At 55.7% G+C, this 23,523-nt stretch carries 23 protein-coding genes and 1 pseudogene; 13 read left to right on the forward strand and 11 right to left on the reverse strand.

The genetic code is table 11. The features are described from left to right. Nucleotides 1-18: 18 nt before the first annotated feature. Nucleotides 19-288, forward strand: a complete 270-nt coding sequence (locus tag JTM80_RS02555) for a YciI family protein (protein WP_172354024.1) — start codon at nucleotides 19-21, stop codon at nucleotides 286-288. Between the two features lie 46 nt (nucleotides 289-334). On the opposite strand, the pseudogene JTM80_RS02560 reads toward JTM80_RS02555, so the two are convergent. After that, a pseudogene (locus JTM80_RS02560) lies at nucleotides 335-637 on the reverse strand (Uma2 family endonuclease); the annotation flags it as partial. A 310-nt stretch (nucleotides 638-947) separates the two neighbouring features. Here JTM80_RS02560 and JTM80_RS02565 point away from each other — a divergent pair. Then, nucleotides 948-1,925 carry a cysteine synthase A gene (locus JTM80_RS02565; RefSeq protein ID WP_172354025.1) on the forward strand — a complete coding sequence of 326 codons (978 nt, stop codon included), beginning with the start codon at nucleotides 948-950 and terminating at the stop codon, nucleotides 1,923-1,925. On the opposite strand, the gene JTM80_RS02570 is transcribed toward JTM80_RS02565, so the two are convergent. From JTM80_RS02570 to JTM80_RS02580, 3 genes are all read right to left on the reverse strand, one after another. After that, the gene (locus JTM80_RS02570) at nucleotides 1,922-2,527 is read right to left on the reverse strand and encodes a hypothetical protein (RefSeq protein WP_172354026.1); all 606 of its coding nucleotides are present in this window, start codon (nucleotides 2,525-2,527) and stop codon (nucleotides 1,922-1,924) included. The two genes, JTM80_RS02565 and JTM80_RS02570, sit on opposite strands and share 4 nt — an antisense overlap. Before the next feature lie 98 nt (nucleotides 2,528-2,625). Next, entirely contained in the window at nucleotides 2,626-2,799 is a 174-nt protein-coding gene (locus tag JTM80_RS02575) for a hypothetical protein (protein WP_172354027.1), read from the reverse strand. A gap of 96 nt (nucleotides 2,800-2,895) precedes the next feature. Beyond that, nucleotides 2,896-3,087: a hypothetical protein gene (locus tag JTM80_RS02580; protein ID WP_172354028.1), complete on the reverse strand. Its 192-nt coding sequence runs from the start codon at nucleotides 3,085-3,087 to the stop codon at nucleotides 2,896-2,898. A gap of 63 nt (nucleotides 3,088-3,150) precedes the next feature. Here JTM80_RS02580 and JTM80_RS02585 point away from each other — a divergent pair, with 63 nt between their 5' ends. Next, nucleotides 3,151-3,291: a hypothetical protein gene (locus JTM80_RS02585; RefSeq protein ID WP_205370528.1), complete on the forward strand. Its 141-nt coding sequence runs from the start codon at nucleotides 3,151-3,153 to the stop codon at nucleotides 3,289-3,291. Here the strand turns inward: JTM80_RS02585 and JTM80_RS02590 are convergent. The 3 genes from JTM80_RS02590 to JTM80_RS02600 form a co-directional block, all read right to left on the reverse strand. Next, the gene (locus JTM80_RS02590; RefSeq protein ID WP_205370530.1) at nucleotides 3,268-4,398 is read right to left on the reverse strand and encodes a TIGR03364 family FAD-dependent oxidoreductase; all 1,131 of its coding nucleotides are present in this window, start codon (nucleotides 4,396-4,398) and stop codon (nucleotides 3,268-3,270) included. The genes JTM80_RS02585 and JTM80_RS02590 overlap by 24 nt on opposite strands. Nucleotides 4,399-4,430: 32 nt before the next feature. Beyond that, nucleotides 4,431-5,168: an HAD family hydrolase gene (locus JTM80_RS02595; RefSeq protein WP_205370532.1), complete on the reverse strand. Its 738-nt coding sequence runs from the start codon at nucleotides 5,166-5,168 to the stop codon at nucleotides 4,431-4,433. Nucleotides 5,169-5,309: 141 nt separating this feature from the next. Then, nucleotides 5,310-6,284 carry a transposase gene (locus tag JTM80_RS02600; RefSeq protein ID WP_205371237.1) on the reverse strand — a complete coding sequence of 325 codons (975 nt, stop codon included), beginning with the start codon at nucleotides 6,282-6,284 and terminating at the stop codon, nucleotides 5,310-5,312. Between the two features lie 308 nt (nucleotides 6,285-6,592). Between JTM80_RS02600 and JTM80_RS02605 the strand changes: the two genes are divergently transcribed. The 5 genes from JTM80_RS02605 to JTM80_RS02625 all read left to right on the forward strand — a co-directional run bounded on the left by JTM80_RS02605 (nucleotide 6,593) and on the right by JTM80_RS02625 (nucleotide 12,461). Beyond that, nucleotides 6,593-7,651: a putative 2-aminoethylphosphonate ABC transporter substrate-binding protein gene (locus JTM80_RS02605; protein ID WP_255548863.1), complete on the forward strand. Its 1,059-nt coding sequence runs from the start codon at nucleotides 6,593-6,595 to the stop codon at nucleotides 7,649-7,651. Nucleotides 7,652-7,962: 311 nt separating this feature from the next. Continuing rightward, a complete protein-coding gene (locus tag JTM80_RS02610) occupies nucleotides 7,963-9,165 on the forward strand; it encodes a putative 2-aminoethylphosphonate ABC transporter ATP-binding protein (RefSeq protein WP_172354034.1) in 1,203 nt (400 codons plus the stop codon). 3 nt (nucleotides 9,166-9,168) lie between these two features. Further along, entirely contained in the window at nucleotides 9,169-9,777 is a 609-nt protein-coding gene (locus tag JTM80_RS02615; protein WP_205370536.1) for a hypothetical protein, read from the forward strand. Between the two features lie 74 nt (nucleotides 9,778-9,851). Further along, the gene (locus JTM80_RS02620; protein ID WP_205370538.1) at nucleotides 9,852-11,162 is read left to right on the forward strand and encodes an NF041680 family putative transposase; all 1,311 of its coding nucleotides are present in this window, start codon (nucleotides 9,852-9,854) and stop codon (nucleotides 11,160-11,162) included. 132 nt (nucleotides 11,163-11,294) lie between these two features. Continuing rightward, entirely contained in the window at nucleotides 11,295-12,461 is a 1,167-nt protein-coding gene (locus JTM80_RS02625; RefSeq protein ID WP_205371238.1) for a hypothetical protein, read from the forward strand. Nucleotides 12,462-12,553: 92 nt separating this feature from the next. On the opposite strand, the gene JTM80_RS02630 is transcribed toward JTM80_RS02625, so the two are convergent. Beyond that, nucleotides 12,554-13,090, reverse strand: coding sequence for a Chromate resistance protein ChrB (locus JTM80_RS02630; protein WP_172354036.1), 537 nt, complete (start codon nucleotides 13,088-13,090; stop codon nucleotides 12,554-12,556). A gap of 183 nt (nucleotides 13,091-13,273) precedes the next feature. Between JTM80_RS02630 and JTM80_RS02635 the strand changes: the two genes are divergently transcribed. Then, the gene (locus JTM80_RS02635) at nucleotides 13,274-14,434 is read left to right on the forward strand and encodes an MFS transporter (protein WP_172354037.1); all 1,161 of its coding nucleotides are present in this window, start codon (nucleotides 13,274-13,276) and stop codon (nucleotides 14,432-14,434) included. 19 nt (nucleotides 14,435-14,453) lie between these two features. Here the strand turns inward: JTM80_RS02635 and pta are convergent, their stop codons facing one another. Further along, complete coding sequence (gene pta, locus JTM80_RS02640; protein WP_225906917.1) at nucleotides 14,454-16,595, reverse strand: phosphate acetyltransferase; 2,142 nt, start codon at nucleotides 16,593-16,595, stop codon at nucleotides 14,454-14,456. A 351-nt stretch (nucleotides 16,596-16,946) separates the two neighbouring features. On the opposite strand from pta, the gene JTM80_RS02645 reads away from it, so the two are divergent. The 4 genes from JTM80_RS02645 to JTM80_RS02660 all read left to right on the forward strand — a co-directional run bounded on the left by JTM80_RS02645 (nucleotide 16,947) and on the right by JTM80_RS02660 (nucleotide 19,668). Then, entirely contained in the window at nucleotides 16,947-17,522 is a 576-nt protein-coding gene (locus JTM80_RS02645) for a dihydrofolate reductase family protein (RefSeq protein ID WP_205370543.1), read from the forward strand. A gap of 379 nt (nucleotides 17,523-17,901) precedes the next feature. Beyond that, nucleotides 17,902-18,309 (forward strand): hypothetical protein, encoded by a 408-nt coding sequence (locus tag JTM80_RS02650; RefSeq protein ID WP_205370544.1) that lies wholly within the window; start codon nucleotides 17,902-17,904, stop codon nucleotides 18,307-18,309. Between the two features lie 70 nt (nucleotides 18,310-18,379). Beyond that, entirely contained in the window at nucleotides 18,380-19,090 is a 711-nt protein-coding gene (locus JTM80_RS02655) for a HEAT repeat domain-containing protein (RefSeq protein ID WP_205370545.1), read from the forward strand. 206 nt (nucleotides 19,091-19,296) lie between these two features. Beyond that, nucleotides 19,297-19,668, forward strand: a complete 372-nt coding sequence (locus JTM80_RS02660) for a hypothetical protein (RefSeq protein ID WP_172354041.1) — start codon at nucleotides 19,297-19,299, stop codon at nucleotides 19,666-19,668. 138 nt (nucleotides 19,669-19,806) lie between these two features. Here JTM80_RS02660 and JTM80_RS02665 read toward each other — a convergent pair whose 3' ends face one another. Further along, nucleotides 19,807-21,249 carry an AAA family ATPase gene (locus tag JTM80_RS02665; protein ID WP_172354042.1) on the reverse strand — a complete coding sequence of 481 codons (1,443 nt, stop codon included), beginning with the start codon at nucleotides 21,247-21,249 and terminating at the stop codon, nucleotides 19,807-19,809. 315 nt (nucleotides 21,250-21,564) lie between these two features. Further along, nucleotides 21,565-23,406 (reverse strand): N-acetylmuramoyl-L-alanine amidase, encoded by a 1,842-nt coding sequence (locus JTM80_RS02670; RefSeq protein ID WP_172354043.1) that lies wholly within the window; start codon nucleotides 23,404-23,406, stop codon nucleotides 21,565-21,567. Nucleotides 23,407-23,523: the final 117 nt, after the last annotated feature.

A 23,523-nucleotide genomic window follows, 5' to 3' on the forward strand; every position in this document is an offset into this window, starting at 1 on the left:
TAGCTCTCAACTGCAAAAATGCCGAAATACGTCATGTGGGGCAGCTACTGCGAAAACGTCGTCGAAAAACGCGCCCCCTATCGCCAGTCCCACCTCGATCGTCTGGCTCAGCTCAAAGCCGCAGGCTCCGTCGTCACCCTTGGCCCCACCCAAGACCTGACGATGGTGTTTGGTGTGTACGACGCGCCCGACGAAGCCGCTGCCCGCACGCTGGTCGAAGAAGACCCCTACTGGAGCGCGGGTATCTGGACGGAATATCACCTGAAGGAATGGATTCAGGCGTTTTAATCGGCCGGATCGTTTGCTTGAGCCATGCACTGCTCAACCTCTGCTAGGTGATCTCAAAAATTACCGCAGGCACTTCGCCCTCTTCCCAAATTTTGTCGCTGTCGCGTCCGCCTGGCTCTACGTTTTGGATCACTATCACGTCTGAAGCCACCCGTAGGCGGGGAAACCCCTGGGCATAATACAAAAACTGATCTGCCAGTACCGTTGCCCGCTGCCCTTTGAGGTACTGTTTCAGCACTTCCAGGGTCACGATCATGGCGTAGAGGTGAATGTAGGTTTCGGCCAAGGGTTTACCGTCGGAACAGGGATAGACCAACGGGGGTGGCGATGGAGCGATTTCCGGTGGCAGAGCAGGCTGGGTTTGGAGCGGCTGAGTCACCGTTGGCGCTGACCCCAAAGTCTAGAGTAGAGAGCGATAAGACCAGAGAGGACTTACGCACTTGCGATCAGCTCTTTGGGTTTTGGACAATTTCTCGCGGGCGCAGCTCGCAAGAGATTGTTCGACTGCGTAAGTCCTGATCAGAGAGGGATGAAACTAGACTAGCAGGCGGGGGCGATCGCCCTGAAAGCAGGCTAAAACCAGCCAGAACCCCCACCGACCGGTTTCCCCAATTCACCCCAAGCTCTAGAATGCTGGGAGGACTTCACGACACAGCGGCATGGATATTAAGAGCGGATTTATCGGCACGATTGGGAATACGCCCCTGATTCGCCTGCACAGCTTTTGCGAAGAAACGGGCTGCGAAATTTTGGGCAAGGCAGAATTTCTCAACCCCGGCGGCTCTGTGAAGGATCGGGCGGCGCTATATATCATCCAGGATGCCGAACAGCAGGGGCGTTTGAAACCGGGTGGGACGGTGGTAGAAGGAACAGCAGGCAACACAGGCATTGGGCTGGCCCACATCTGCAATGCCAAAGGCTACAAGTGCCTGATCATCATTCCCGAAACCCAGTCGCAAGAAAAAATGGATCTGCTGCGGACCTTGGGCGCAGAGGTGCGTCCGGTGCCCGCTGTGCCCTACCGCGATCCCAACAACTACGTGAAGCTGTCGGGGCGGATTGCCGAGGAAACAGAGAACGCCATCTGGGCGAACCAGTTCGACAACCTAGCCAACCGGCGGGCGCATTACGAAACCACCGGGCCCGAAATCTGGATGCAGACAGACGGCAAGATCGATGCTTGGGTGGCGGCGACGGGCACAGGTGGCACCTACGCCGGAGCCGCGATGTTCTTCAAAGAAAAGAACCCAAATATCCGCTGCGTGTTGGCTGACCCGATGGGCAGCGCGTTGTACAACTATTTCAAAACGGGAGAGCTCAAGATCGAAGGCAGCTCGATTACCGAAGGGATTGGCACGAGCCGCGTAACGGCCAACCTGGAGGGTGCGCCAGTGGATGATGCGATCCGCATTGACGACCATGAAGTGCTGCGCGTGGTCTATCAGCTTTTGCACAAAGACGGGCTGTTTATGGGCGGTTCAGTCGGCATTAACGTGGGGGCGGCGGTAGCCCTAGCCAAGCAGATGGGGCCGGGGCATACGATTGTGACGGTGCTGTGTGACGGTGGGGCCCGATATCAGTCGCGCCTGTATAACCGCGAATGGCTGGCAAGTAAGGGCTTGCTGATTGCCAGCTAGGGTAGCAGGCGGGTGCGCTGGAGCCAAAGGCGCATGTCGTCGTATTCCAGTTCACAGTCGCAGCTTTCGGCTAGCACGATCACGGTTTGCGAGTCTGGAGACTTGAACCAGCCTCGAACTGTGTAGCCCGGTTCGGGGCGAGTAATCAGAACCGGCATTGCGTCCAAATTTCCCGATTGGGCGCTAGGATCTGCTTCGCCCTGCTGTCGGAGAAAGTCCGGAAGTGCGAGGTTCGCTGGATTGGGCAGGCTGCGGATGCGGAAGGAATACATGCCGCGAGGGGCGATCGCCCGTCCCCCCTGTTCTATACAACGCAGCACCTCAAAGGTTCCAGGGTCGAGGATTTCTACCGTGCCGTCGGGCAGTGTGCGGGTTCTGAAGTTCTCTGGAATGGCGATCGCCACGCCAAACTGTGGCAGTTCCAGCGTCCGCAGGCTGTCTGAGGCGGGCACTTCGGCGATGTCAGGGCAAGGCGTAGCCCCCAGTTCTGATGCCAGATTGGTTTCTGATGCCAGATTGGTTGGCCCAGAGCGTGGCAGCGCCAGGGACATCCCTGCACCCAGCAGCGCGCCTGTGAACAAAACCAAAAGCTGAATTTTCATCCCCTGAACCTGCTTCTAGACATGCAGCAGCCAGCGCCATCGCCAGCGTCTTGATCTAGAACTACAGCAGAACAGGTCGGACTTCCAGGCAGCTTGACCTACCAGCGGCGAGTTTTTTGCACAATATCCACCACGCCTGCGCCAACCGTGCCCAGCAGCAAGATCCACAGCAGCCCGCCGGGAATAAACGTGAGAACGCCCAACCCGCGCATCACCCAGACCGTGACCGTAATGCCCAAGAGAATTAGAAACGCCGCAGTCGTTGGCTTCATCGCAGTTTGCCCCAGCAGTTTGCCCCAGGGTTCGCCCCAGGTTTTCTCTATTCTTGCCCCCTGTTCGCTACAGGCGAACGACAGGATAGCGACAGGTTAGCCGCGCCTGCGAACGCCCGCCAAGATGCCCGACCCGATCGCCAGCAGCACCAGCGCGTAGACCGCTTCTCTGGGGATTTCCGTCAGCAGACCGAAGGATTGCAGCAACAGCAAGATTGCCATCATGACCAGCAAAATGCCAGCGACGTAGAGAAAGATAGTGATGGCTAAGTTGGGAGAACGACCCACGGGTGAAACTCCATTCAGGGCAGGGCGGCGTGTCGAGCAGCAGGGCACGAAGAACTGGGTACGATGGCCTATTTTGACACGGGATTGACCCTGCTGGGGGAGAAGTTGGCATCTCTTGGTTTTACGGAAGCCGCAGAGCAGGCAGGAGGGGAAAGGAGTGGGGCGATCGCCCGCACTGGATTAGACCAAGACCTGCCGATCTAGCACCTCTTCTGCCAGCCCAAAGGAAAGCGTCATGCCCGCGCCACTCAGCGCATTCACCACCGTCACACCCGGTTCGGGATGTTGAATCCAATGCACCTGCCCTGGCAGTTTGGCGTAGATCCCGTGCCAGGTTTCGGCGATCGAAAAACTGGGAGCGCGGGCAAAGCCTCGCAGATATTCCAGCACGGCCTGATTCACCTCGGCACGGTCAAACGGATCGGGCGACAGACCGTATTCGTGGGAATCGCCCAGCACCAGTTCGCCTGCACGATTTTGCGACATCATGACGTGAATGCCCCACTTGGGGAAAAAGGGCGTTTCTGTGGCGATGCGCTGTTTTAGGGCGGGCAGCGATGGACAGTCGGCAAAGGCGGCATAGTGGGTCAGCGTCAGTCCGGCGCAGAGGGATGGTCCAATTCGCCAGCCGTTGGGCTGTGGCCCGGTTCGCATCATTTGCAGCTTGACCTTGGTCAGTCCACTGGCAGCATACAGGTCAGGATAGAGCGTTTCAAAATCAGCGCCGCTACAGACGAAAATTTCCTCCGCGCTCCAGGGTTTGCCGCCTGCTAGCACCTGGGGATGGGCGATCGCCGTCACCGCTTCCCCAAACCGAAACGCCACCCCATACTTGGCTGCCAAGTAATCCGGAAGTTGGGCGATCGCCTCTCGCGGGTCAACCGTCATCTCTGTCGCGCTCCACAGCGCCCCCAACAGCCCCTCCGTCACTGCCGCCGCACTTTTTTGAGCCACTTCGTCTGCCGTGAGCAGTTGGATGGAATCGGCGGCACGGTTTGCCGCGACAAATTCCTCCAGCACCGCCAGCTCATCGGCCCGATAGGCCAGGTGTAGCGACCCGCATTCCTCAATGCCAAATCCAGCGCCCTCCGCTGCTTCCAGCCAAATCTGACGTGACTTTAGCGCCCGCGCATATAGCGCTCCCTGGGGTTGCCCAATCGGCCACACCATGCCAAAGTTGCGAATCGACGCGCCGATCGCCCGCGTATTTCGTTCAAACACCACCACCTGCCGACCGCGCTTTGCGGCTGCCAGCGCGTGGGCCAGCCCCACTATTCCCGCCCCGACAACAATGACCTCTACTTTACTCATTTTTATTCATCAATTTTGTCTTTGGGGGACGTTCACGACGACGCTTCCAAACTCACTAAGACTCCCTTTAGCTCCATCAGCGAATCTAGCAGTCCGTCATTGGGATAAGCCGCCAGTTGCGATCGCTCGTGGGTTCCGTTGGTGACCCCCAGAGACAGGCACGCATGAGCATTGATTCCAGCGGCCAAATCAGACGGCGTATCCCCAATAACCACCACCGCCTGGGGGTCTTTAACGCCTAATTTATACATCGCTTTCTGAATCATGTAGGGCGCAGGCCTGCCCTCCTGGTTGTAAATTTCTGATGGCGTAACGGAGGCTTGAATGATGGAGTTGGGGCCACCCACATAGTCCGAATTTAGCCCCACATCCCAACCCAAACGATTTAGGATGATGTCCGTTACTTTTCGATAAAAACCTGTGTTGAGGGCGATCGCAATTCCCTGGTTCTGCAAATAGGAAAACATCGCCAAACAACCCTCTGTAGGCGAAACAGAATGGGTTTGATAATGCTCCTCTAGCACCGAGCAAAATGCAGCGTAGGACACATCAATCTGTTCGGATAAATCTGGATGACCTGCACCAAGTTGGGCTTCCCAAAGGGTTTGAAAAACTCGTTTTTTTGCCCATCCCATCATGGACACAATCTGGTCAGTCGTTGCTTCCAGTCCGGTTTGTTCGGCTGCCAGAAAGAAGCACTTCTCAACTTCTTGCTCATCCTTAACCGTTGTGCCCGCCATGTCGAACACAACAAGCTGAATACTAGACACAGCAATTTTCCTGCGTAGGTTGAATGATAGCTTGGAACAAACCAGACAGCGCGAACTGACTCAAGCTTGAACTATGACGAGTCCCCCAAGCCGTAGCTACTCAGAAGTGTTGAATTGAGACATAAAACTTTACATTCAACCCTACGAAGCTCCTACGAGTGTCTCTGGCAGCAGATCGTAGCTCCAATGGACAATCGAACAACGACGACTCAATTCAAGTTGCAAATAGCGCAACTTATCTAGTAATTGATGACCATAAAACTCTGGAATTTCTATCAATTGCAGAATCAGATAGGCAATCAACACCATGTAGATTTGAATGGTGACTCCATTGACACTCTTAGAGATTAGTTTATCTAGCTTCAAGTGCATCTTTAGAAACTTCCACAGCACTTCTATCTGCCACCGATGGCGATAGACTTCACTAATCTCTTCATTCGTCATCAGTTCTACATTGGTCGCCAGCCGAAACTCCGTTTGGCTCTCTAAGTCACAAAACCAAACCACTCGATATCGCTCATGCTCAAACTCGGTCTTCATCGTGTTCTTAAGGCGGACAACAAAGCGAGTCTGATCCTGGCTTAATTGGTCAAGGAAATCCCAACTGGCAAAGCCTCTATCCATGACGCCGATGGCATCTTCAGGAATCATTCCTGTCACTCTGTCAGCAAATTTTGCGTCATGTCCTTGACCAAAATGAATCAGGCATTCACTGGGATTACCTTGCGTTAAGTTGACTCCATTAAGCAATTTGACTTGATGATAGCCTTGCATCCAGAACAACTTGCTTGTCAATGTGATGACCGTTGAATCAATGGGAAACAGCATCTGTGCTGTCGCTGGATTTTTTTGTTTTAGCTGTCTTATGAGCTCAGCGTAGATGCGACAAAAGTGTTCATCCTGTCGAGTCTTGCAGGCTTTAGAAAAGGTGGAAATATCAACCTTGATTCCTGCTTTGTTGAGACGATAAAACAGGCTTCTCATGCTCGTTAAACCCTGGTCTAAAACGAAGGTCAACCAGATTTCAAAGAATAAGCGAGAGTTCAAAACAGGATAGTTATGTGGGCACAACTGCTTGAGTATCGGTTTGACAAGCGCAGGAAATGACACTAGCATCTTAAACATTGTTTTTGTTTGCTGGGGGCTAGAATACAATATTCTGCCCCCATTTTTTGTATGTTGAGCTATCTTTCAACACTTCTGGTTCTGAATACCTGCTAAATACCCAAAAGAGATAGGTGTATAAAGTTTTTTATGTGTCCGGTCTTCACGTTCTTTAAATTTTCTCACTGCTCTGGTTTTCGGTTCTAATTCGGCTGTCCTGACGCTTTTAAGCTTGGTTCGGCAATTACATTCAACGATGGATTATTACAATGCTTGAGAAATGGATTGGGAAGCGTAGGTCACGCTTTTTGACTGGATTTATGGCAGCGTTTGGGTTGGTCATCGTGGTGGCTGCCTGCACCTCTGGCCCTGTAACCACAAACCCTGGAACGGGCACTGCGACGGGTTCAGCGACTGCAACTGGGGGTTCGGAAACGATTACGGTGTATACCGCACTGGAAGATGACCAGCTTGCGGAATATATTCCTATGTTTGAAAAGTCTCATCCCAATATCAAAGTGAATAAAGTACGCGACTCTACGGGAATCATCACCGCTAAACTGCTGGCCGAAAAAGACAATCCCCAGGCCGATGTCGTGTGGGGAACGGCGGTGTCGAGTCTGCTAGTAGCTGATCAGCAGGGAATGCTGGAACCCTATGCTCCGGCAGGCTTAGAAGCTGTACAGCCCCAGTTCCGCGATGACCGGAACCCGCCGACCTGGGTCGGGATTGATGCCTGGATGAGCGCCTTCTGTGCCAACACGGTAGAACTGGAGCAAAAGGGCGTGCCCGTGCCGACCTCTTGGGCAGATCTCACCAAGCCTGAATACAAAGGCATGATTGTGATGTCGAACCCGGCCTCTTCGGGCACGGGATTCCTGTCGATATCGGCTATTTTGCAAATGATGGGGGAAGAGCAGGGCTGGAAGTATCTCGATGCGCTGCATCAGAACGTAGTTCAATACGTCCACTCTGGCTCCAAGCCTTGCAAGATGGCGGGCGCAGGCGAGTATCCCATCGGCATTTCCTTTGACTATCGGGCTGTGAAGCAGAAAAACGACGGGGAGCCGATTGCTGCGGTATTTCCAACTGAAGGATCGGGGTGGGATATCGAGGCGAATGCGTTGGTAAAGAAGGCGAATATCAAGCCCGGAGCGAAGACGTTCCTAGATTGGGCGATTTCTCCGGAGATTATGGGCGAGTATGCCAAGAACTTTCCGGTGACTGCGGTAAAGACGGATGTACCGATTCCTGAAGGATACCCGGCTGATCCCACCAAGCAACTGATCAAGAATGACTTTAACTGGGCAGCCAAGAACCGGGATGCGATTTTAGCTGAGTGGACAAAGCGCTACGACAGCAAATCGGAGCCTAAGTAGGAACGTGAGTGTGAATGGAGATTGGAACGAAACTGGAGTAAAACTGGAGCAAAACTGGAGCAAAACTGAAACGAAGCTGAGACATGGGCTGGAGTGGGGGCGATCGCCCTTGTTGCTCGGTCAGTAACGCAGTGAAGTAACTCCAGGAATTCGCTCACTGATTCCTACGGAATGTCCAGAGATCACTCAGAGGATGAATCGGTTTCTTTGGCTTGCAGATCGGTTCATCCTCTTTTCCTATTCTGAGCATTTTTCGAGCTTCATTGTGAGCCTTATCTTAATTTTTTAGATTTTTTAGATTTTTTAGAATCATGACTTACTCGCCTGATCCGCCAGCAACGGCTCGTCCAGTTTCTTCAGCCAGTTCATCTGCGTCGGTGAGGATGCCCGTTGCCCACACCGAGGGCGATCGCGCTCTGGAAACGCCTTACCTGCAAATCGAGAATGTTCACAAGCGCTTCGGCAGCTTTGTGGCGCTGCGAGACATTTACCTGGATGTGTATCCGGGGGAGTTTGTCTGCTTGCTGGGGCCGAGCGGCTGCGGCAAGACCACGCTGCTGCGGATTATTGCGGGGCTAGAGCAACAGACCAGCGGGCGTGTGATTCAAGCAGGGCGAGACGTTTCAAGCTTGCCGCCTGCCAAGCGAGACTTTGGCATCGTGTTCCAATCCTACGCGCTGTTTCCCAACCTGACAGCGGCGCAGAACATCGCCTACGGACTGCAAAATGCCAAGATGCCCAAGGCGCAAATTGATGCTCGCGTTGCAGAACTGCTGGAAACCGTTGGCTTAGCGGGATTTGGAGCCAAGTATCCAGCCCAGCTTTCGGGCGGGCAACAGCAGCGGGTGGCGCTGGCGCGGGCGCTGGCCCTGTCTCCCGGACTGCTGCTGCTGGATGAGCCACTGTCGGCGCTGGATGCCCAAGTGCGGGTGCGATTGCGGACAGAGATCGCGCAATTGCAAAAGCGGTTGGGAATTACCACCATTATGGTGACGCACGACCAGGCGGAGGCGCTGGCCATGGCCGATCGCGCCGTGGTGATGGACAAGGGCTACATTGCTCAGGTCGGTACACCCCACAGCATTTATCAGCGCCCCACAACCCCGTTCGTAGCCAACTTCATCGGGGTGATGAACTTTTTGCGGGGCGTGGTAGCTTCTTCTGGACAAGTCCGCTGCGGCAATCTCTTGCTCGATGCACCCCGCAATGAGTTTGACATGAATACGCCAGTGCAGATTGCAATTCGTCCAGAGAATGTAAAAATCCTGCCGCAACAGGATGCCTTTGACAGCAGCCTGCCGAATGTAATTGCGGCGGAGCTAGAGGAAGTAGAGTTTCTGGGGTCTGGCTATCGAATTGGGATGCGACTGGAGGGCGATGCCAAGGATCTGATCACCAGCGAACTGCCCGCTGATGCGGCGGAACTGCTGGATTTGCAGGTGGGGGCAGCACTGGTGGCGCAATTGCCGCCCGACTGTATTCAAGTCTTTGCCCAGGAACCCGTGAGAGCCTGAACCATGACGACATCTCCTGCTTCCTCCTCTCTGCGCGATCGCCTCTTTCCCCCACAGGTGCGCCACGTCATCACCCGCGAAGACTGGATCATGCGGCTGATGCTGGCGATCGCCACGTTATTTCTGCTGGCGGGCGTGGTGCTGCCCTTGGTGCCGATGATCCAGCGGAGCTTTCAGGACACAGAGGGCAACTGGGTGGGCTGGGCCAACTACGTTCGCTACCTGACCACGCCCTCGCTGCTGGTGTCATTCACGAATACTCTCTCAGTGGCGATCGCCAGTACGCTCCTATCCGTCATTTTGGGATTCCTCTATGCCTACGCGCTGACGCGCACCGCCATGCGCGGCAAAGGGATCTTTCGCATTCTCGGTACTTTGCCGCTGTTCATTCCGCCGCTAGCCCATGCGATTGGGCTAATTTACCTGTTTGGCAATAAGGGCCTGTTTACGACTGGATTCTTTGGGCTGTTGCCGCCGTTTGATATCGGCCTCTACGGCCCCGTTGGCATTACCCTGGGCGAAGCGCTCTATTGCTTCCCGCAGGCAGTCGTGATTCTGGCGACCGCCCTCAGCCTCACCGATGCTCGCCTTTATGACTTTAGTTTGGACTAATGGTGAAGAGGAAGGCAGTCAATGAGAAGCACCGACTGCCGTAAGGTCAATGAAGTACAACCAACATTGACCCCATGATTTTCAACGAACTTCAGCAATTTCGCCAAACGTTGTATGCCAGCTTGGGAAACGCCAGAGATGCCCTGTTTGATCTGATGGATGCCGTGTTAGTGAGTGCGTGCATCGTGTCGTTTGTGAGGCTATCGCAGAGTCCTGTCTTTCGTCGCCAGTGGTCGAGCCCCTATGAAGCGTTGCGCGATAGCCGCCTACCCCGCTCAAAGGTGCTGAAGCTGTTGGTGCAGCAGATACCGACTCAGCAGCAACCGTTGTTGGCAGGTGATGCGAGTCGGTGGAACCGTCCTGCTGCCAGGCGTTTGAAAGACCGCACCTTATCAGGCAGAACAGGACATGCCCCGATAGCCGGACAAAACTACAGTACCTTAGCCTGGATTGCTGAAGACAGGGGCAGTTGGGCATTACCATTGCGGCATGAGCGCATCACCAGCTTTGAAACACCCGCCAGTAAAGCGGCATTCCAACTCAAACAAGTGACTCGGCAGTTAGCGGTGCGTCCGTTGGCGATCTACGACCGAGGGTACGGCAATGCCAGTTTTGTCAACCAAACGGCAGGGATTGAGGCAGACTTGCTGCTGCGGGTTACATCCAATCGATGTGTCTATGGCGCGCCCCCAGCGTATCGAGGGCGAGGCGCACCTGCCAAGCATGGACATAAGATGAAACTCAATGACCCTGACACTTGGAGTGTCCCGGTCGAAACCGTTGAAGTCGATGATCCCAACTGGGGACGAGTGCGGGTCAGTCGTTGGAGTGCATACCATTTCCGCAAATCCCAACGGGCAATGGAAGTGTTGCGCGTGGAGGTGCTGGAGACACAGAGCAGCACGCGACGCTTGGCTCCTTTGTGGTTAGTTTGGCTGGGTGAGCAGATGCCTCCGTTAGAAACCCTGTGGTTGCACTACCTCCGTCGCTTTGCCATTGAACACTGGTATCGCTTTGCCAAGCAGAGGCTATATTGGACACATCCCCAGTTCAGTTCTGTATCGGCAACCGAACAGTGGAGCAGCCTGATGCCGTTGCTCAGTTGGCAGTTGTGGTTAGCGCGAAAGGACTGTACTGACCACCCCTTGCCCTGGCAGGCACCGCAAGAAACGTTGACTCCGGGTCGGGTCGCACAAGCGTTTGCAGGCATTTTGGCAGCGATTGGCACCCCTGCTCCTGCGCCTAAACCTCGTGGTAAATCGCCAGGACGAGGCAAGGGGCACAAGCCAACTCCTCGTCCCTGCTATCCGATGGTCAAAAAACGAGCCTCGAAACGCAAGACATCCGAACAATCCCTGAACAGTCCGGTTGCAACAGCAGCTTAACTGCGAGCAGGATTGTATCCAATTCCTTAAGTTCAACTGTTATGAACGGTTGAGCAGATTCTTTATGGCATCCTGTTGAGCATTATTGTGATGCCAGTTAGTCCAAACTAAAGTTATGAAGCCGCCGACGTGATGAGAACGCCGCCGCTGCGGACGTTTTTGACGGTAACGCTGCCCAGCGTCAAGTATGGGCTGATGAGCGCCATTTTTGTCTGTTTTACCCTGGCCTTTACCGACTTTGGCGTACCCAAGGTGGTGGGCGGCAACTTCAATGTGCTAGCGACCGACATCTACAAGCAGGTGATTGGGCAGCAAAACTTTTCGATGGGCGCAACCATCAGCGTTTTTCTTTTGCTGCCAACAGTTTTAGCATTTATCCTCGATCGCATCGTGCAGCGCCACCAGACGGCAATGGTCAGCGCCAAGTCGGTGCCCTATCAGCCCAAGCCCAAGCCCGCCCTCGATTGGCTGATGTTTGCGATTTGTGGGGCGATCGCCTGCTTTGTGCTGTTGGTGTTTGCGGCAATCGTCCTGGCTTCGATTGTCAAGGTCTGGCCCTACAACTTTGAGCCAACGCTGCGGCACTATAACTTCAATGCAGTCGGGGGTGGGGGCTACGCAGCCTACTGGAACAGCATTCGCATGTCGCTCTATACGGCAATTTTTGGGACTGCCGCTGTCTTTGCGATCGCCTACCTTGTCGAGAAGGGCAAAGGACTCAGGGGCCTGCGCCTGGTTAACTATTTCCTGGCGACGATTCCCCTGGCGCTGCCCGGATTGGTGCTGGGGTTGGCCTACGTGTTTTTCTTCAACAATCCCACCTGGAATATTGGCGGGCTGGCAATCAGAAACCCGCTGAACTGGCTCTACGGCACGATGGCAATTCTGGTGTTGTGCAATGTGATCCACTTTTTCACCGTTTGCTTTCTAACGGCCACCACTGCCCTGAAGCAAATTGATCCAGAGTTTGAATCGGTGTCTGCGTCTATGCGGGTGCCATTTTACAAAACCTTTTGGCGCGTCACGCTGCCGCTCTGCGTTCCAGCCATTTTAGACATCGGCATTTACTTTTTTGTAAATGCGATGGTGACGATTTCTGCCATCGTTTTTCTCTATCCGCCCACGTTGCCGCTGGCGGCCGTGGCCATTGTCAACATGGATGATGCTGGAGACATTGCACCCGCTGCGGCCATGTCTACCCTCATCGTGGCCACCAGTATCGGCGTGCGCCTGCTGTACTGGTTTTTGACACGCGGCCTGCAAACCCGAACCCAGGCCTGGCGATCGCAGGCAAGATAACTCCAGGCAAGATAACTCCAGGCAAGATGACTCCAGGCAAGATGACTCCAGGCAAGATAACCCCAGGCAAGGTAACCCCAGGCGAGAGCAGGCTACAAATCTTGAGCCTCGTAAACTTGCTGGCTGAATCGCTGAAAGTCTTCCTCACAGAGCTTTAGCGCCTCCACCGCAGTCGCATATCCAGCCGCATCAAACAAGTCTCGCTCGCGGATCTTTGGCAGCCATGAGCGCAGCTTAATTAGCTCTGTTTCGTTTTCGTCGAGTTCGGCAAAGGTAAGATTCTGCTCTTGCCGCTCGTGCTCTAGCTCTTTGTGAAAGTCCTGACAGCGCCCCAGAAATTCCTCGTACTCGGCCTCCGCCTGCTGCTGAAATCGCTCAATTAGTCTTGAGTTTTGCTTCTCCTCTTCAATCGTGACGGTCAGCAGATCCGCCTCCCCGCCACCGTCGATAATTTCCATCGTCAATGTCTCTAGCTGTAGCTGCAAACTCTGGCGTTGGGGCAGCACGCACACCGATTGCTGGAGATACAATCCCCCCCACCCTTTTAACTTTCGCCAGACGTAGACCCTCTGCGTGGACGGCTGAGAGGGGACACGGTAGATCAGCAGATTCCAGGACTGACCAGACATGGGTTTATTGTAACAGGTGTTGCATTTATCCTGAAGACGTGTCAAACTCTGATGCAACAAGTGTTGCTTAATCTGCTTGTTGCCTGATGATGCCCTAGAAGCAGTTGCCTCCCTGGAAACTCTTGGAAGAGTGTTTACTACAAATCCTCCTGCTACAAGTCCTCTTGCTACAAATCCTCTGGCATGAAAAACTCTGCACTTTGGTTCGTAATTTGTTTGGGGGTAGTGAGTCTGTGCGCGGATGCGACCTACGAAGGGGCACGGAGCATCACGGGCGCGTATCTGGGCAGCCTGGGTGCAAGCGGCGCGGTGGTGGGCTGGGTGGCGGGGCTGGGCGAACTGATTGGCTACGGGTTTCGGCTGGTCATTGGCTATTTGAGCGATCGCACTCGGCAATATTGGCGCATCACCACGCTGGGCTACTGCATCAACACGGCCGTCGTACCGCTGCTGTCGCTGACCACCACCTGGCCCGCCGCCGCCGGATTGATGATCGCCGAACGCACAGGCAAGGCGGTTCGCACGCCGCCGCGAGATGTGCTGCTGTCCCACGGCGCGATGCAGATCGGGCGGGGATTTGGCTTTGGGCTGCACGAGGCGATGGATCAAATTGGGGCTGTGGGCGGGCCGCTGATGGTGGCGGCGATGCTGACTTGGCAGTATGGCTATCGCGGCGGCTTTGCGATTCTGGTGATTCCGGCGGTGCTGGGGCTGCTGGTGCTGCTGGTGACGCAGCGGATTTATCCGAATCCGAGGGACTTTGAGCCACCGACTCCGGCGGATTTGCACACGGAGGGGCTGCCGCGCCGCTTTTGGATGTATCTGGGGGCGATCGCCCTTGTCGCGGCGGGCTATGCCGACTTTCCGCTGATTGCCTTCCATCTGCAACGGACGGGTGTGGAATCTACCAGCCAGATTCCGCTGCTCTATGCGCTGGCGATGGGCGTGGATGCGATCGCCGCGCTGCTGTTTGGGCGCTGGTTTGACCGGGTGGGGCTAGGCAGCCTGATGCTGGCGATCGCCCTGTCGCTGCTGTTCGCGCCGCTGGTCTTTTTGGGCAGCTTCCAGACGGCAATCTGGGGGATGGTGCTGTGGGGTATTGGCATGGGCGCACAGGAATCCATCATGAAGGCAGCGGTTGCGGGCATCGTCCCACCCCAGCGACGCGGCTCGGCCTTCGGCATTTTCAACACGGGCTATGGGCTGGCGTGGTTTGCGGGCAGCGCCCTGATGGGTACGCTCTACGATTTTTCGCGGCCCGCCCTGGTGATTTTTTCCGTGCTGATTCAGGCCCTATCGCTGCCTGTTCTGTTCTTGGTTGTCCGGGGTGCGCGGTCGTCCTGACTTCCGCCAATGCATTCTTTCACACGCCAGCCCCCACCCTGTCGTCCACAGGTTCCACACTGCCAGCCGCCGCCTGCACCCGCTGCGCCTGAATTGCGGTGATGGCGACGGTGTTGACAATATCGGGCACAGTGCAGCCCCGGCTGAGGTCGTTGACGGGTTTTCGCAAACCCTGGAGGACGGGACCGATGGCGACGGCGTTGGCAGAGCGCTGCACGGCCTTGTACGTATTGTTGCCCGTGTTCAGGTCAGGAAAGATAAATACCGTTGCGTGGCCTGCGACCTTGCTATCGGGCAGCTTGGTTTTGGCGACGCTGGCATCCACCGCTGCGTCATATTGAATCGGCCCTTCAATTTGCAAGTCGGGGCGCTGGCTCTGGGCAATGCGGACGGCTTCGCGCACCTTGTCCACATCTTCGCCCTTGCCCGAATCGCCTGTGGAGTAAGATAGCATCGCCACCAGCGGCTCGATGCCAAACAAGGCAGCGGTTTCCGCCGAGCTAATGGCAATGTCGGCCAACTGCTGTGGGTTGGGGTTGGGGTTCACGGCGCAGTCGCCATAGACCAGTACCCGGTCTTCCAGACACATGAGAAAGACGCTGGAGACGATGGAGCAACCGGGCTGCGTGCGGATAAACTCCAGCGCGGGACGGATCGTGTGGGCGGTGGTGTGCAGCGCCCCCGACACCATGCCGTCCGCCAGTCCCTTGTAGACCATCATCGTGCCAAAGTAGCTAACATCGCGCATCAGATCGTGGGCAAATTCCAGCGTGATCCCCTTGTGCTTCCGCAGGGCGTAGTAGGTCTGGGCAAAGTCTTCCTGCCAGTCGGATTCTAGCGGGTCGATCAGCGTTGCGTCGTCGAGATGGAGTCCGAGGGCGGCGATCGCCTCCTGAATCTGTCCCCGGTTGCCCAGCAGCGTCACGTCTACCACATTGCGTTGCAGCAAGATTTCGCTGGCCCGCAGGATGCGCTCGTCCGCTCCCTCCGGCAGCACAATCCGCTGGCGCATCGTCTTGGCCTGCTGGATCAGTTCATATTCAAACATCAGCGGGGTCATGCGCGTCGAGCGGGCCACCTCAATGCGGGCTTCCAGCTTGGACAAATCTACCGACGATTCAAACAGCCCTAGGGCGGCAGCGATTTTGCGCTCGTTGAATGGGCTAAGCTGGGCACGAACTTGGCTGGTGCGGGTGGCCGTTTCGTAGGTATCGGTGGCGACGGCGAAGATGGGCAGGGGCGATCGCCGAAAACCGTCCAGCAGTGCCCGCACCGACGGAGCTAGCTCCAGCCCGCCCGTCAGCGCGATGCCCGAAATTTTGGGATAGTTTTCGGCAAACATGGTCGTCAGGCAGCCCAGCACGATATCCGCGCGATCGCCCGGCGCAATCACCAGCGCCCCTTCCTGCACGTGGGTCAAGAAATTGGGCAACTGCATCGCCGCTACCTTGTAGCCCAGCACGTCGCGGTTAAGCTGGCTTTCGTCGCCCATCACGAGTTCTCCACCTAGGGTATGCATCACCTCGGCCACCGTGGGTTTGGTAATGCGCGGCTCCTCCGGCAGCAGGAACACAGGGTCGTCGGTTTGCCATGTAGCCTGGAGGCGATCGCCCAGTTCCTCGCGCATCTCTGGCGCAATCCGGTTGATGAACGTAGCGGCGATCGCACAGCCATAGTTCAAAAACGCCTCCCGCTCTGTCCGCACTGCGCTGATCAGTTCCTCTAGCGTTTTGCCCTCGCCGCTCGATACTAGGGCGATCGGTGCCGCCAGCAAGTTTGCCACCTGCGCGTCAAAATCATCCACAAAGGCAGAGCCGATTTCCGTCGCGTCCACGCCTTCGCACACGACAAAATCGCACTGCGCCTCCAGCGTTTTGTAAGCCTCCACCACCCGTTTCAGCAGGGTGTCCGTTTGGCCAGTGGCTAATAGCGCCTGCGCTTCCTCATGGGTGAGGGCATATTGCAGGTCGTAGGGCGCGGCAATGGCGTAGCGACTCCGCACTAGGTCAATATCGTTGTCCGGCGTGTCGCCCGCGTGGATCACCGGACGAAAGAAGCCCAGCCGCCCCACCCGTTTCGACAGCAGTTCCATCAGCCCTAGCAGCACCAGCGACTTGCCGTTGCCCGGTTCGATTGCGGCAATGTAGAGATTTTTAAGCATAAGATTTTGATCGGGGGCAGATTTTGAGCGGGGGGCGATCGCCAGCAGACATGACATCAGCGCTAGCCGAATAGAACACTATTGATTTTGGGTTTTAGATTTTGGATTTTGATTTTGGATTTTGGATTCTAGAGTGGCGATTTTGGGTTGCCAAGCCAGCGCCGCTGAAAGATCTCCAGCGGCCCTGTAGGAGCCTCTTGTAGGAGCCTATTGATGGGGAATCGATATCAAAGCCAATACCCAATACGATTGCTCCACATTCTACGCAGGCGCTTCCAGAAGATTTGGTAATCCTGGACACGGCGCACGACGCACTCGGATTGTCTCGATCAGGAATGTCAGGAATTCTCAATGAAAACGCAGTATTACACCGCAACCAGCCTGGATGGCTACATCGCCGACGCAAACAATTCTTTGGAGTGGCTGTTTCAGTTTGGCGACCCAGAAGACGGCAGCTATCCCAGCTTTATTCAAGAAGTGGGGGCGATCGCTATGGGTTCTACCACCTACGAGTGGATTCTTAACCACGACAGCCCCGACAATCCCAACGCAAACCCGGCGCAGCCCGCCTGGAGCTACACGCAACCCGCCTGGGTATTTACCACGCGCACGCTGCCCGCGATTCCAGGCGCGGATATTCGCTTTGTGAAAGGCGACGTGCGCCCGGTGTATGAGGAAATGCGGGCGATCGCCCAAGACAAAAACATCTGGGTAGTGGGCGGCGGCGACCTGGCAGGGCAGTTTTATGACCACGGGCTATTGGATGAAATTATCGTGACCATTGCCTCGGTAACGCTGGGCAGCGGTGCGCCCCTGCTGCCACGCCAAATTACCACACCGCCACTCAAGCTGGTGTCTGCAACGACCTATGGCACGGCCTTTGTCGAACTGCGCTATGCGGTGCAGCGAAGCGCCGATGAGGTCTAGTAGCTCCCAACAGAGGAAAACAAGAGTCCTGACCGCCTTCTCCTCCGGGAAAAGAGTTGGGGATGTAGTCTGCTTATCGCAGGGTGAGCAATATCTGCGTTCTGCTATCTGCGTTCAGCAACGCCCCTGTTGGAATTAATTGGAAGTAATTGGAATTGATTCGGAATTGATGCGTAAAGTTGCCTGAATGTCCTGATAAGTGCATAACCGCTGAAGAGTGGCGCTGGTCAGGTCATCCCAGACTGGAGATTTATCCAATCAAAGTATTCGGTTTTTTGGGGATACGGTTTATCGATCAGCGCTGGCTTCTCGGTTTCCGTGATTTTCTCAATTTCACCAGTTCTTTTGATTTTTGAGGTAATTTCCTATGAAGTACATTATGGCCTTTGCTCTTGGTGCTATGAGCGTTTTGGGGTTCGCTACGGCTGCCTCTGCTGAAACCTTTACGGTTGAATGCACCTCTACTAGCCAACTCTGTGACCGCACGGCAACGCTGAACTTTATCTCGGATGGGCCAGGGACAGAGTATGCCGTTACGCTCAAGGCTCCGTCAACCCACTGTTCAGCCGTGAGATACCTGGTGTACTCCAATGATGGTCAGCGCCGCTTATTGGGTCGCACTACTTTCTTGAATGCAGGGGAATCAGATTATGTTTTCTTAGGCAACAACTATGCCCGTGGTTCCCAGAGTGTGCTGATTGGGGCGGAAGGCTGGATTGGAAACTGCAATACTGGCCGTCTACATTCCTGGGGAGTCGATGCCAACGCATACCCCGTACCGCGTTAAAAAAAATCGCGCGATTCAGGTATGACTGATGGGGAAGCTGAGAGAGTAAGACGCAACACATGGGCAGTCTATGAATCTTGCATCCATCAAACAACAATTTCCAGAGTCAGCCAGCGACATCGAAGCTCTTGAAACCTTGGGGCTTGCGACTCGCCAGCCTGGTTGGATCAACACCCTCGACCTAGACAAGGCAATGACCGCTTGTTGGCTACTTGGCAAGATAGGAGATGACCAAGATGCAGATGCGATCGCCGATGTGTTAGCGGGTCAACGCAGTGAATTATGGGTGCAGGCAGCGGCATCCCTGAGTTCAATCATGACTCAGAGGCACTTAGGGCCCCTGCTCTCGATTCTTGAAACGAGTTTTGATCCGGCACAGCGAGAAAGTGTTGTGTATGCTCTCTCTTTCCAATCAGACAGCAAGATTACCCCACAAGTGATTCGGGTATTGACTGACGTTGCAACTCATCGGGGTGAGGCTCCTTCTGTTCGAGCGCAAGCCCTAGAAGGACTGGGAAATCAACTTTCCCAGGAGTTACTAACTCTACATCAGGAGTTACTAACTCTGCATCAGGAAGCAGTGAACGCAATATTGACCGCACTTGATGACTCGGAAGCTGTTATTAGGTTTTGGGCCTGCTTTGCTGCGGGCTGTCTCAAAAGCAAGGAAGCATTGTCAAAGCTCCAATTCTTAGCTCAGAACGACAAGACCTTTGTGGACGGGTGGTGGACTGTGAGTCAGGAAGCTGAGGATGCCATTGCTTTAATCAATCGAGATTAATCAATGGGAAACCTCCTCTGCGTTAACCAAGCCAATTGCTCACTATCTGCTTACTATCTGCTCACATCTACTCACTATCTAATAACTTTCGTACTCATGCGTACTCATGCGTACTTATGTGTACTTATGTGTACTTATGTGTACTCATGTTGTACCCATGAGCCGCCCCACGTTACTCAACTTTTATGGACATATGGAGGACAAGTATGATCGCCAAGTTTACGACCGATGAAGCCTATTACGCCAGTTTTCCCAGTCCAGCAGAGCAGCTTACGATTGAATGGGACACCGAAACAGGGAAGCCCATCCGCCTAGAATGGGTGCATGGTTCCGCAGTTTGGTTCCTCCACCCCAAAACGCCTGGCAGCATTACAAGGGAAATGCCAGACTTCAACTACTATGACGTTAACCTGCGGATGACTACGGCTGGCTACGAAGAAACCGCATACGGACTCAAGGGAAAACTCACGGTGGACGCGCACCGTCCTTCAGGGGCCACATTCGCTGCTATCTATGAAGGCACTGGCACGGCTTGGTTTGTGGCTGATGGTACGTTGACCCACATGGGCGCTTCCTGACTCATTGGAAATCTGTTCAGCAACGCCGTTGGGTCTGTTCATCAGGCTATGCCGCGACTGAAGGCTATAACGCCGTTGAGTCTGTTCATCTGTGACATCAGGCTATGCCGCGACTGAAGGCTATGCTGCGACTGAGGGCTATGCCGCTGTTTCGACCTTTTGCAAGAGTTCTTGGGCCAGCGACTCAAAGGACGCAAGCGCATTCTCGGCAGCGGTGCGGTCTTGGGCGGTGAGTCCGTCCAGAGAGTCCACCGCAAACAGCGGGCAGCCCTCGCTCTGAGACTTGGACACGATATTGAGGCGGGGCACCCAGGTTGCTTCTGAAAACAGTTGCACCTGATTGCCCCCAGGCAGTTTATTCAGCCGTCCGTATAGCTCTTCGACCATCGATAAGTTAAAGGCCCGCGAGGCGCGATCGTGCATACTGACTGCAATGCCCACGATGGGCAGCGGCGTTTCGCGAAACTGCCCGACTTCTTCGATTTGCCCCAGCACAAATTCCAGCGCTCGGATGGGATAGGGCGAAAGCTGAGTCGGCACTAGCACGCCCCCAGAGGCCATCAGGGAAATGCGGTTCACCTTGCCAAAGGAGGGCGGTGGGTCAATCAACACAAAGTCATAATCCTGGCTTTTGAGCTTTTTGGACAAAATGCGATCGCTGTCCACAATCTGAATCAACTGATTCTCCATATTGCTGAGGCGGATATGGGAAGGCACGACATCTAAAACTACGTTGCCCCAGCGCTTTTTCACAATCACATCGTCCAGCATCAGTCGGGGTTCGGTGAGCAAATGGGTAATGTCTTTTCGTCCGACTTTTTCCACATCTTCTAGCGGGTCGATTCCTAGGCCCGTGGTCAGATTTGCCTGTGCGTCGATGTCGATCAGCAGCACCCGCTTGCCCAGTTGCGCTAGGGCCGCAGCCAGGTTAATGGTCAGGGTGGTTTTGCCAACGCCGCCTTTGTTGTTGAAAACGGTGATGATCATAGCGTTTCGGGGTGGAGTGTGGGGGGACAAATCGGGCTGTATGGGCAGCACCGAGAGGACGTGGGAGTCTTGCGACAGTTGGGCGATCGCCCGCACAAGCTGTTCGTGAATTTTGCGGTGGCTGCTGCCAAAGGCCGCCATGACGCGATCGCAGTTTCGCTTCCACAGTAGCGACCCTAACACCCGATAGCTTTGATAGAGGTAGTCGCGGCTATAGGTCCAGAGCGAGTGAACCGCCTCGCCATCGTTGTAGAGCAGGCGAAACTGCTTGCCGTTGGTCAACAGTCCCAAAATGCTGCCCGAAGCGAGCAGATAATCCCGTAGTTGCCAGCTATTGTGGGCGATCGCCTGCTTGGGCGACTTCGCTTCGATAATCAGGTAGTGGCAATGGGGGGCAGATTGCTGCGCCCTGAGTAAAAAATCAACCCGCTTTTTGCCGAATGGAACCTGCTGAAGAATATCCTGCGGCCGGTAGCCCAGCAGTTCTAGCATGGGCAGAATGACTTGGGTTTCCAGCGCTTTTTCAGAATTGCAGCCATCTACCCGATCGAGCAAGGCACACCAGCGCTGATGAAACTCGTCTGAAACTGCCATAGGGAATTTCCATCCAAGCCAAGCCATGAGCGTTGCGATCCAGACTATCTTGGCATGGGGCATCCTGCCTGATCCACAAAAAAATCCAGAAATTTGACTGAAACAAAGCTAAAAGAAAGCTGTCATCAATTTTGCCGAGTCACATTGCCCAATTCTTCTGAGTGGCGCTAATTGAGTGGCGCTAGTGAAGTTGCTGGAAGATTGAGTGGCGCTAATGAAGTTGCTGGAAGATTGAGTGGCGCTTGACTGGCAATCTAAAATCGCAAATCCAAAATCGCAAGTCCGAAATCGAGAACTAATCGAGAATCAATCTGGTTATTCGCGGGTGGTCTGCCGCAGCCATGCTTCGATGCCGTCGGCCAGGGCATCGGCCAGGCGCTCCTGCTCCTGCGGATCGACGATCCACTCGAATTCAAAGGGATTGATCATAAAGCCCAGTTCCAGCAGGACGGACGGGGCAACGGCGGGGCGCGTCAGGGCGAGGTTATTCCAAAAGACCCCGTAGGAAGGGCGATCGCGCGTTTCCACCAGATAATCATGCAGAAATTCCGCCAGGTCTTGCGCCTGGTTTTGATACCAGAACGTGCCAATGCCTGCGGTGTTGATCGCGTCGCCATCGTCGGGCAGCGCATTGTAATGAATGCTGAGGGCGAGGTGTGGCTCCTGTTCCACGATCATGGCGGCGCGTTCGTTGGGGCCGAGGTCGATGTCTTCGGTGCGGCTCATGATCACCGTTGCGCCCCTCGCTTGCAGGCGATCGCGCAGCAGTTTGGACACAATCAGCGCCACGTCTTTTTCGGGATAGCCCGTGGGGCCGCGAGCGCCGAGGTCATCCGGGCCGCCGTGGCCGGGGTCGAGAAAAATCCGCAGTCCCGTCAGCGGTTGCCGCCGCGATGACGACAGCACAGGCGGGTTTCGCAGCGACAGCACCAGGCTAGTACCCTCGTAGCGCAGCTTGTAGCCCCACTGGTGGCGCGAGTTGAGCAGCACGGTGTATTGCACCTGGGTCGGCGAAATTTGCTGCCAGTCGAAGCGCTGGATCAGGCGATCGCGCGGCACGAAGATTGTGTCGGTTTGGGCGATGGTGTGGTGCAGGGTGAGGGCAATCGTGCGATCGCCCTGATGCAGCGACACGGGCACAGGTGCTTGCAGCGGAAACACGATTTCCATCCATTCCCCAGCCGATCGAGAGCGAACGCCACGAATCAGCGTTTGGGGTGGCGCGGCATTGGGCACGGGCTGGGTTTCCGACTCGCGAATCCACGCGCCATAGCCCAGCCGCAGCCAGCCGCCCTCGCGCCCCGTCACCATATCTCGCGTGCCCTGGGGCAGGGGGGTGAGGCGGGAATAGTCGGTGCTAGGGCCGGTGCGGGCGGTTCCCGATGCAGCGACCACCTGCACCACAGGCGGGTTTAGCAGCGGCAACAGCGACACGCTGCCGGGAGCGGTCTGGCGCAGGGTTTCGCCGCGAAGCTGGAGTTGATAGTCTGGCTGACCCAGCGCGACGGTCTGTGCCGGGTTCGGCAGCACGGCCCCGGTGGAAATTGCGTTGCCGTAGGTGAGGATCGGCTGGCTCAGCGGCAAGCAGCCCTGGTAGCGCTGGGCAGCCTCCATCACAGCGGGCTGGTTCAAGTCTGTCAGCACGGCAGAGTTGGGCGGCAAATCCACGGCGCTGGGCTGGGGCGCGAGGGGAATGGTCTGCCCCGCAAGGCTGACAGAAACGGTGGCATTGGGCGGGGCGATCGCCCCAAAGCAGACGGTCTCTCCTGGTCGCCGCGCCACGTCCACCCCTGGCCACAGCGATCCCTCTGCAAAACTAGCGCCCACCGGAGCCGCTGCCCCCGCCGCCACGCGCACCACGCGAATCACCACCGCCTCCGAACCGCGCCGCAGCGTGAAGACGTTTTCGCCCAGTTCTAACGGAAAACTGGGGGCAAAGTGGCCGGCTGGACTGCGCTCAATGGGCTGCCCGTTGACCGTCACCTCGCCGCCGGGAGCTGCCGTGCCAATCAGGAAAATGCGGCTGGCGGTGGTTTCGTGGCCGTCGTCGGGATAGACCACGCCCAGGGGCTGCTCGGCACGGGCGATCGCCGCCATGCCCACTATGCCCACCGTGCCCACTAGCGACAGCCCCAGCCCGTGTTTGATCCAGTTCATAATCTACCCAGGTTCAATCTTTGCAATCCAGCTTTGCGATCCAGCTTTGCAACCCAGCTTTGCAATCCAGGCTCAATCTGCATCGGGCGGCGCTGCGGCAGCGGGCGATCGCCCCCA

Origin of the sequence: Thermoleptolyngbya sp. PKUAC-SCTB121 (assembly GCF_016919485.1) — a bacterium.
Classification (GTDB): domain Bacteria; phylum Cyanobacteriota; class Cyanobacteriia; order Elainellales; family Elainellaceae; genus Thermoleptolyngbya; species Thermoleptolyngbya sichuanensis.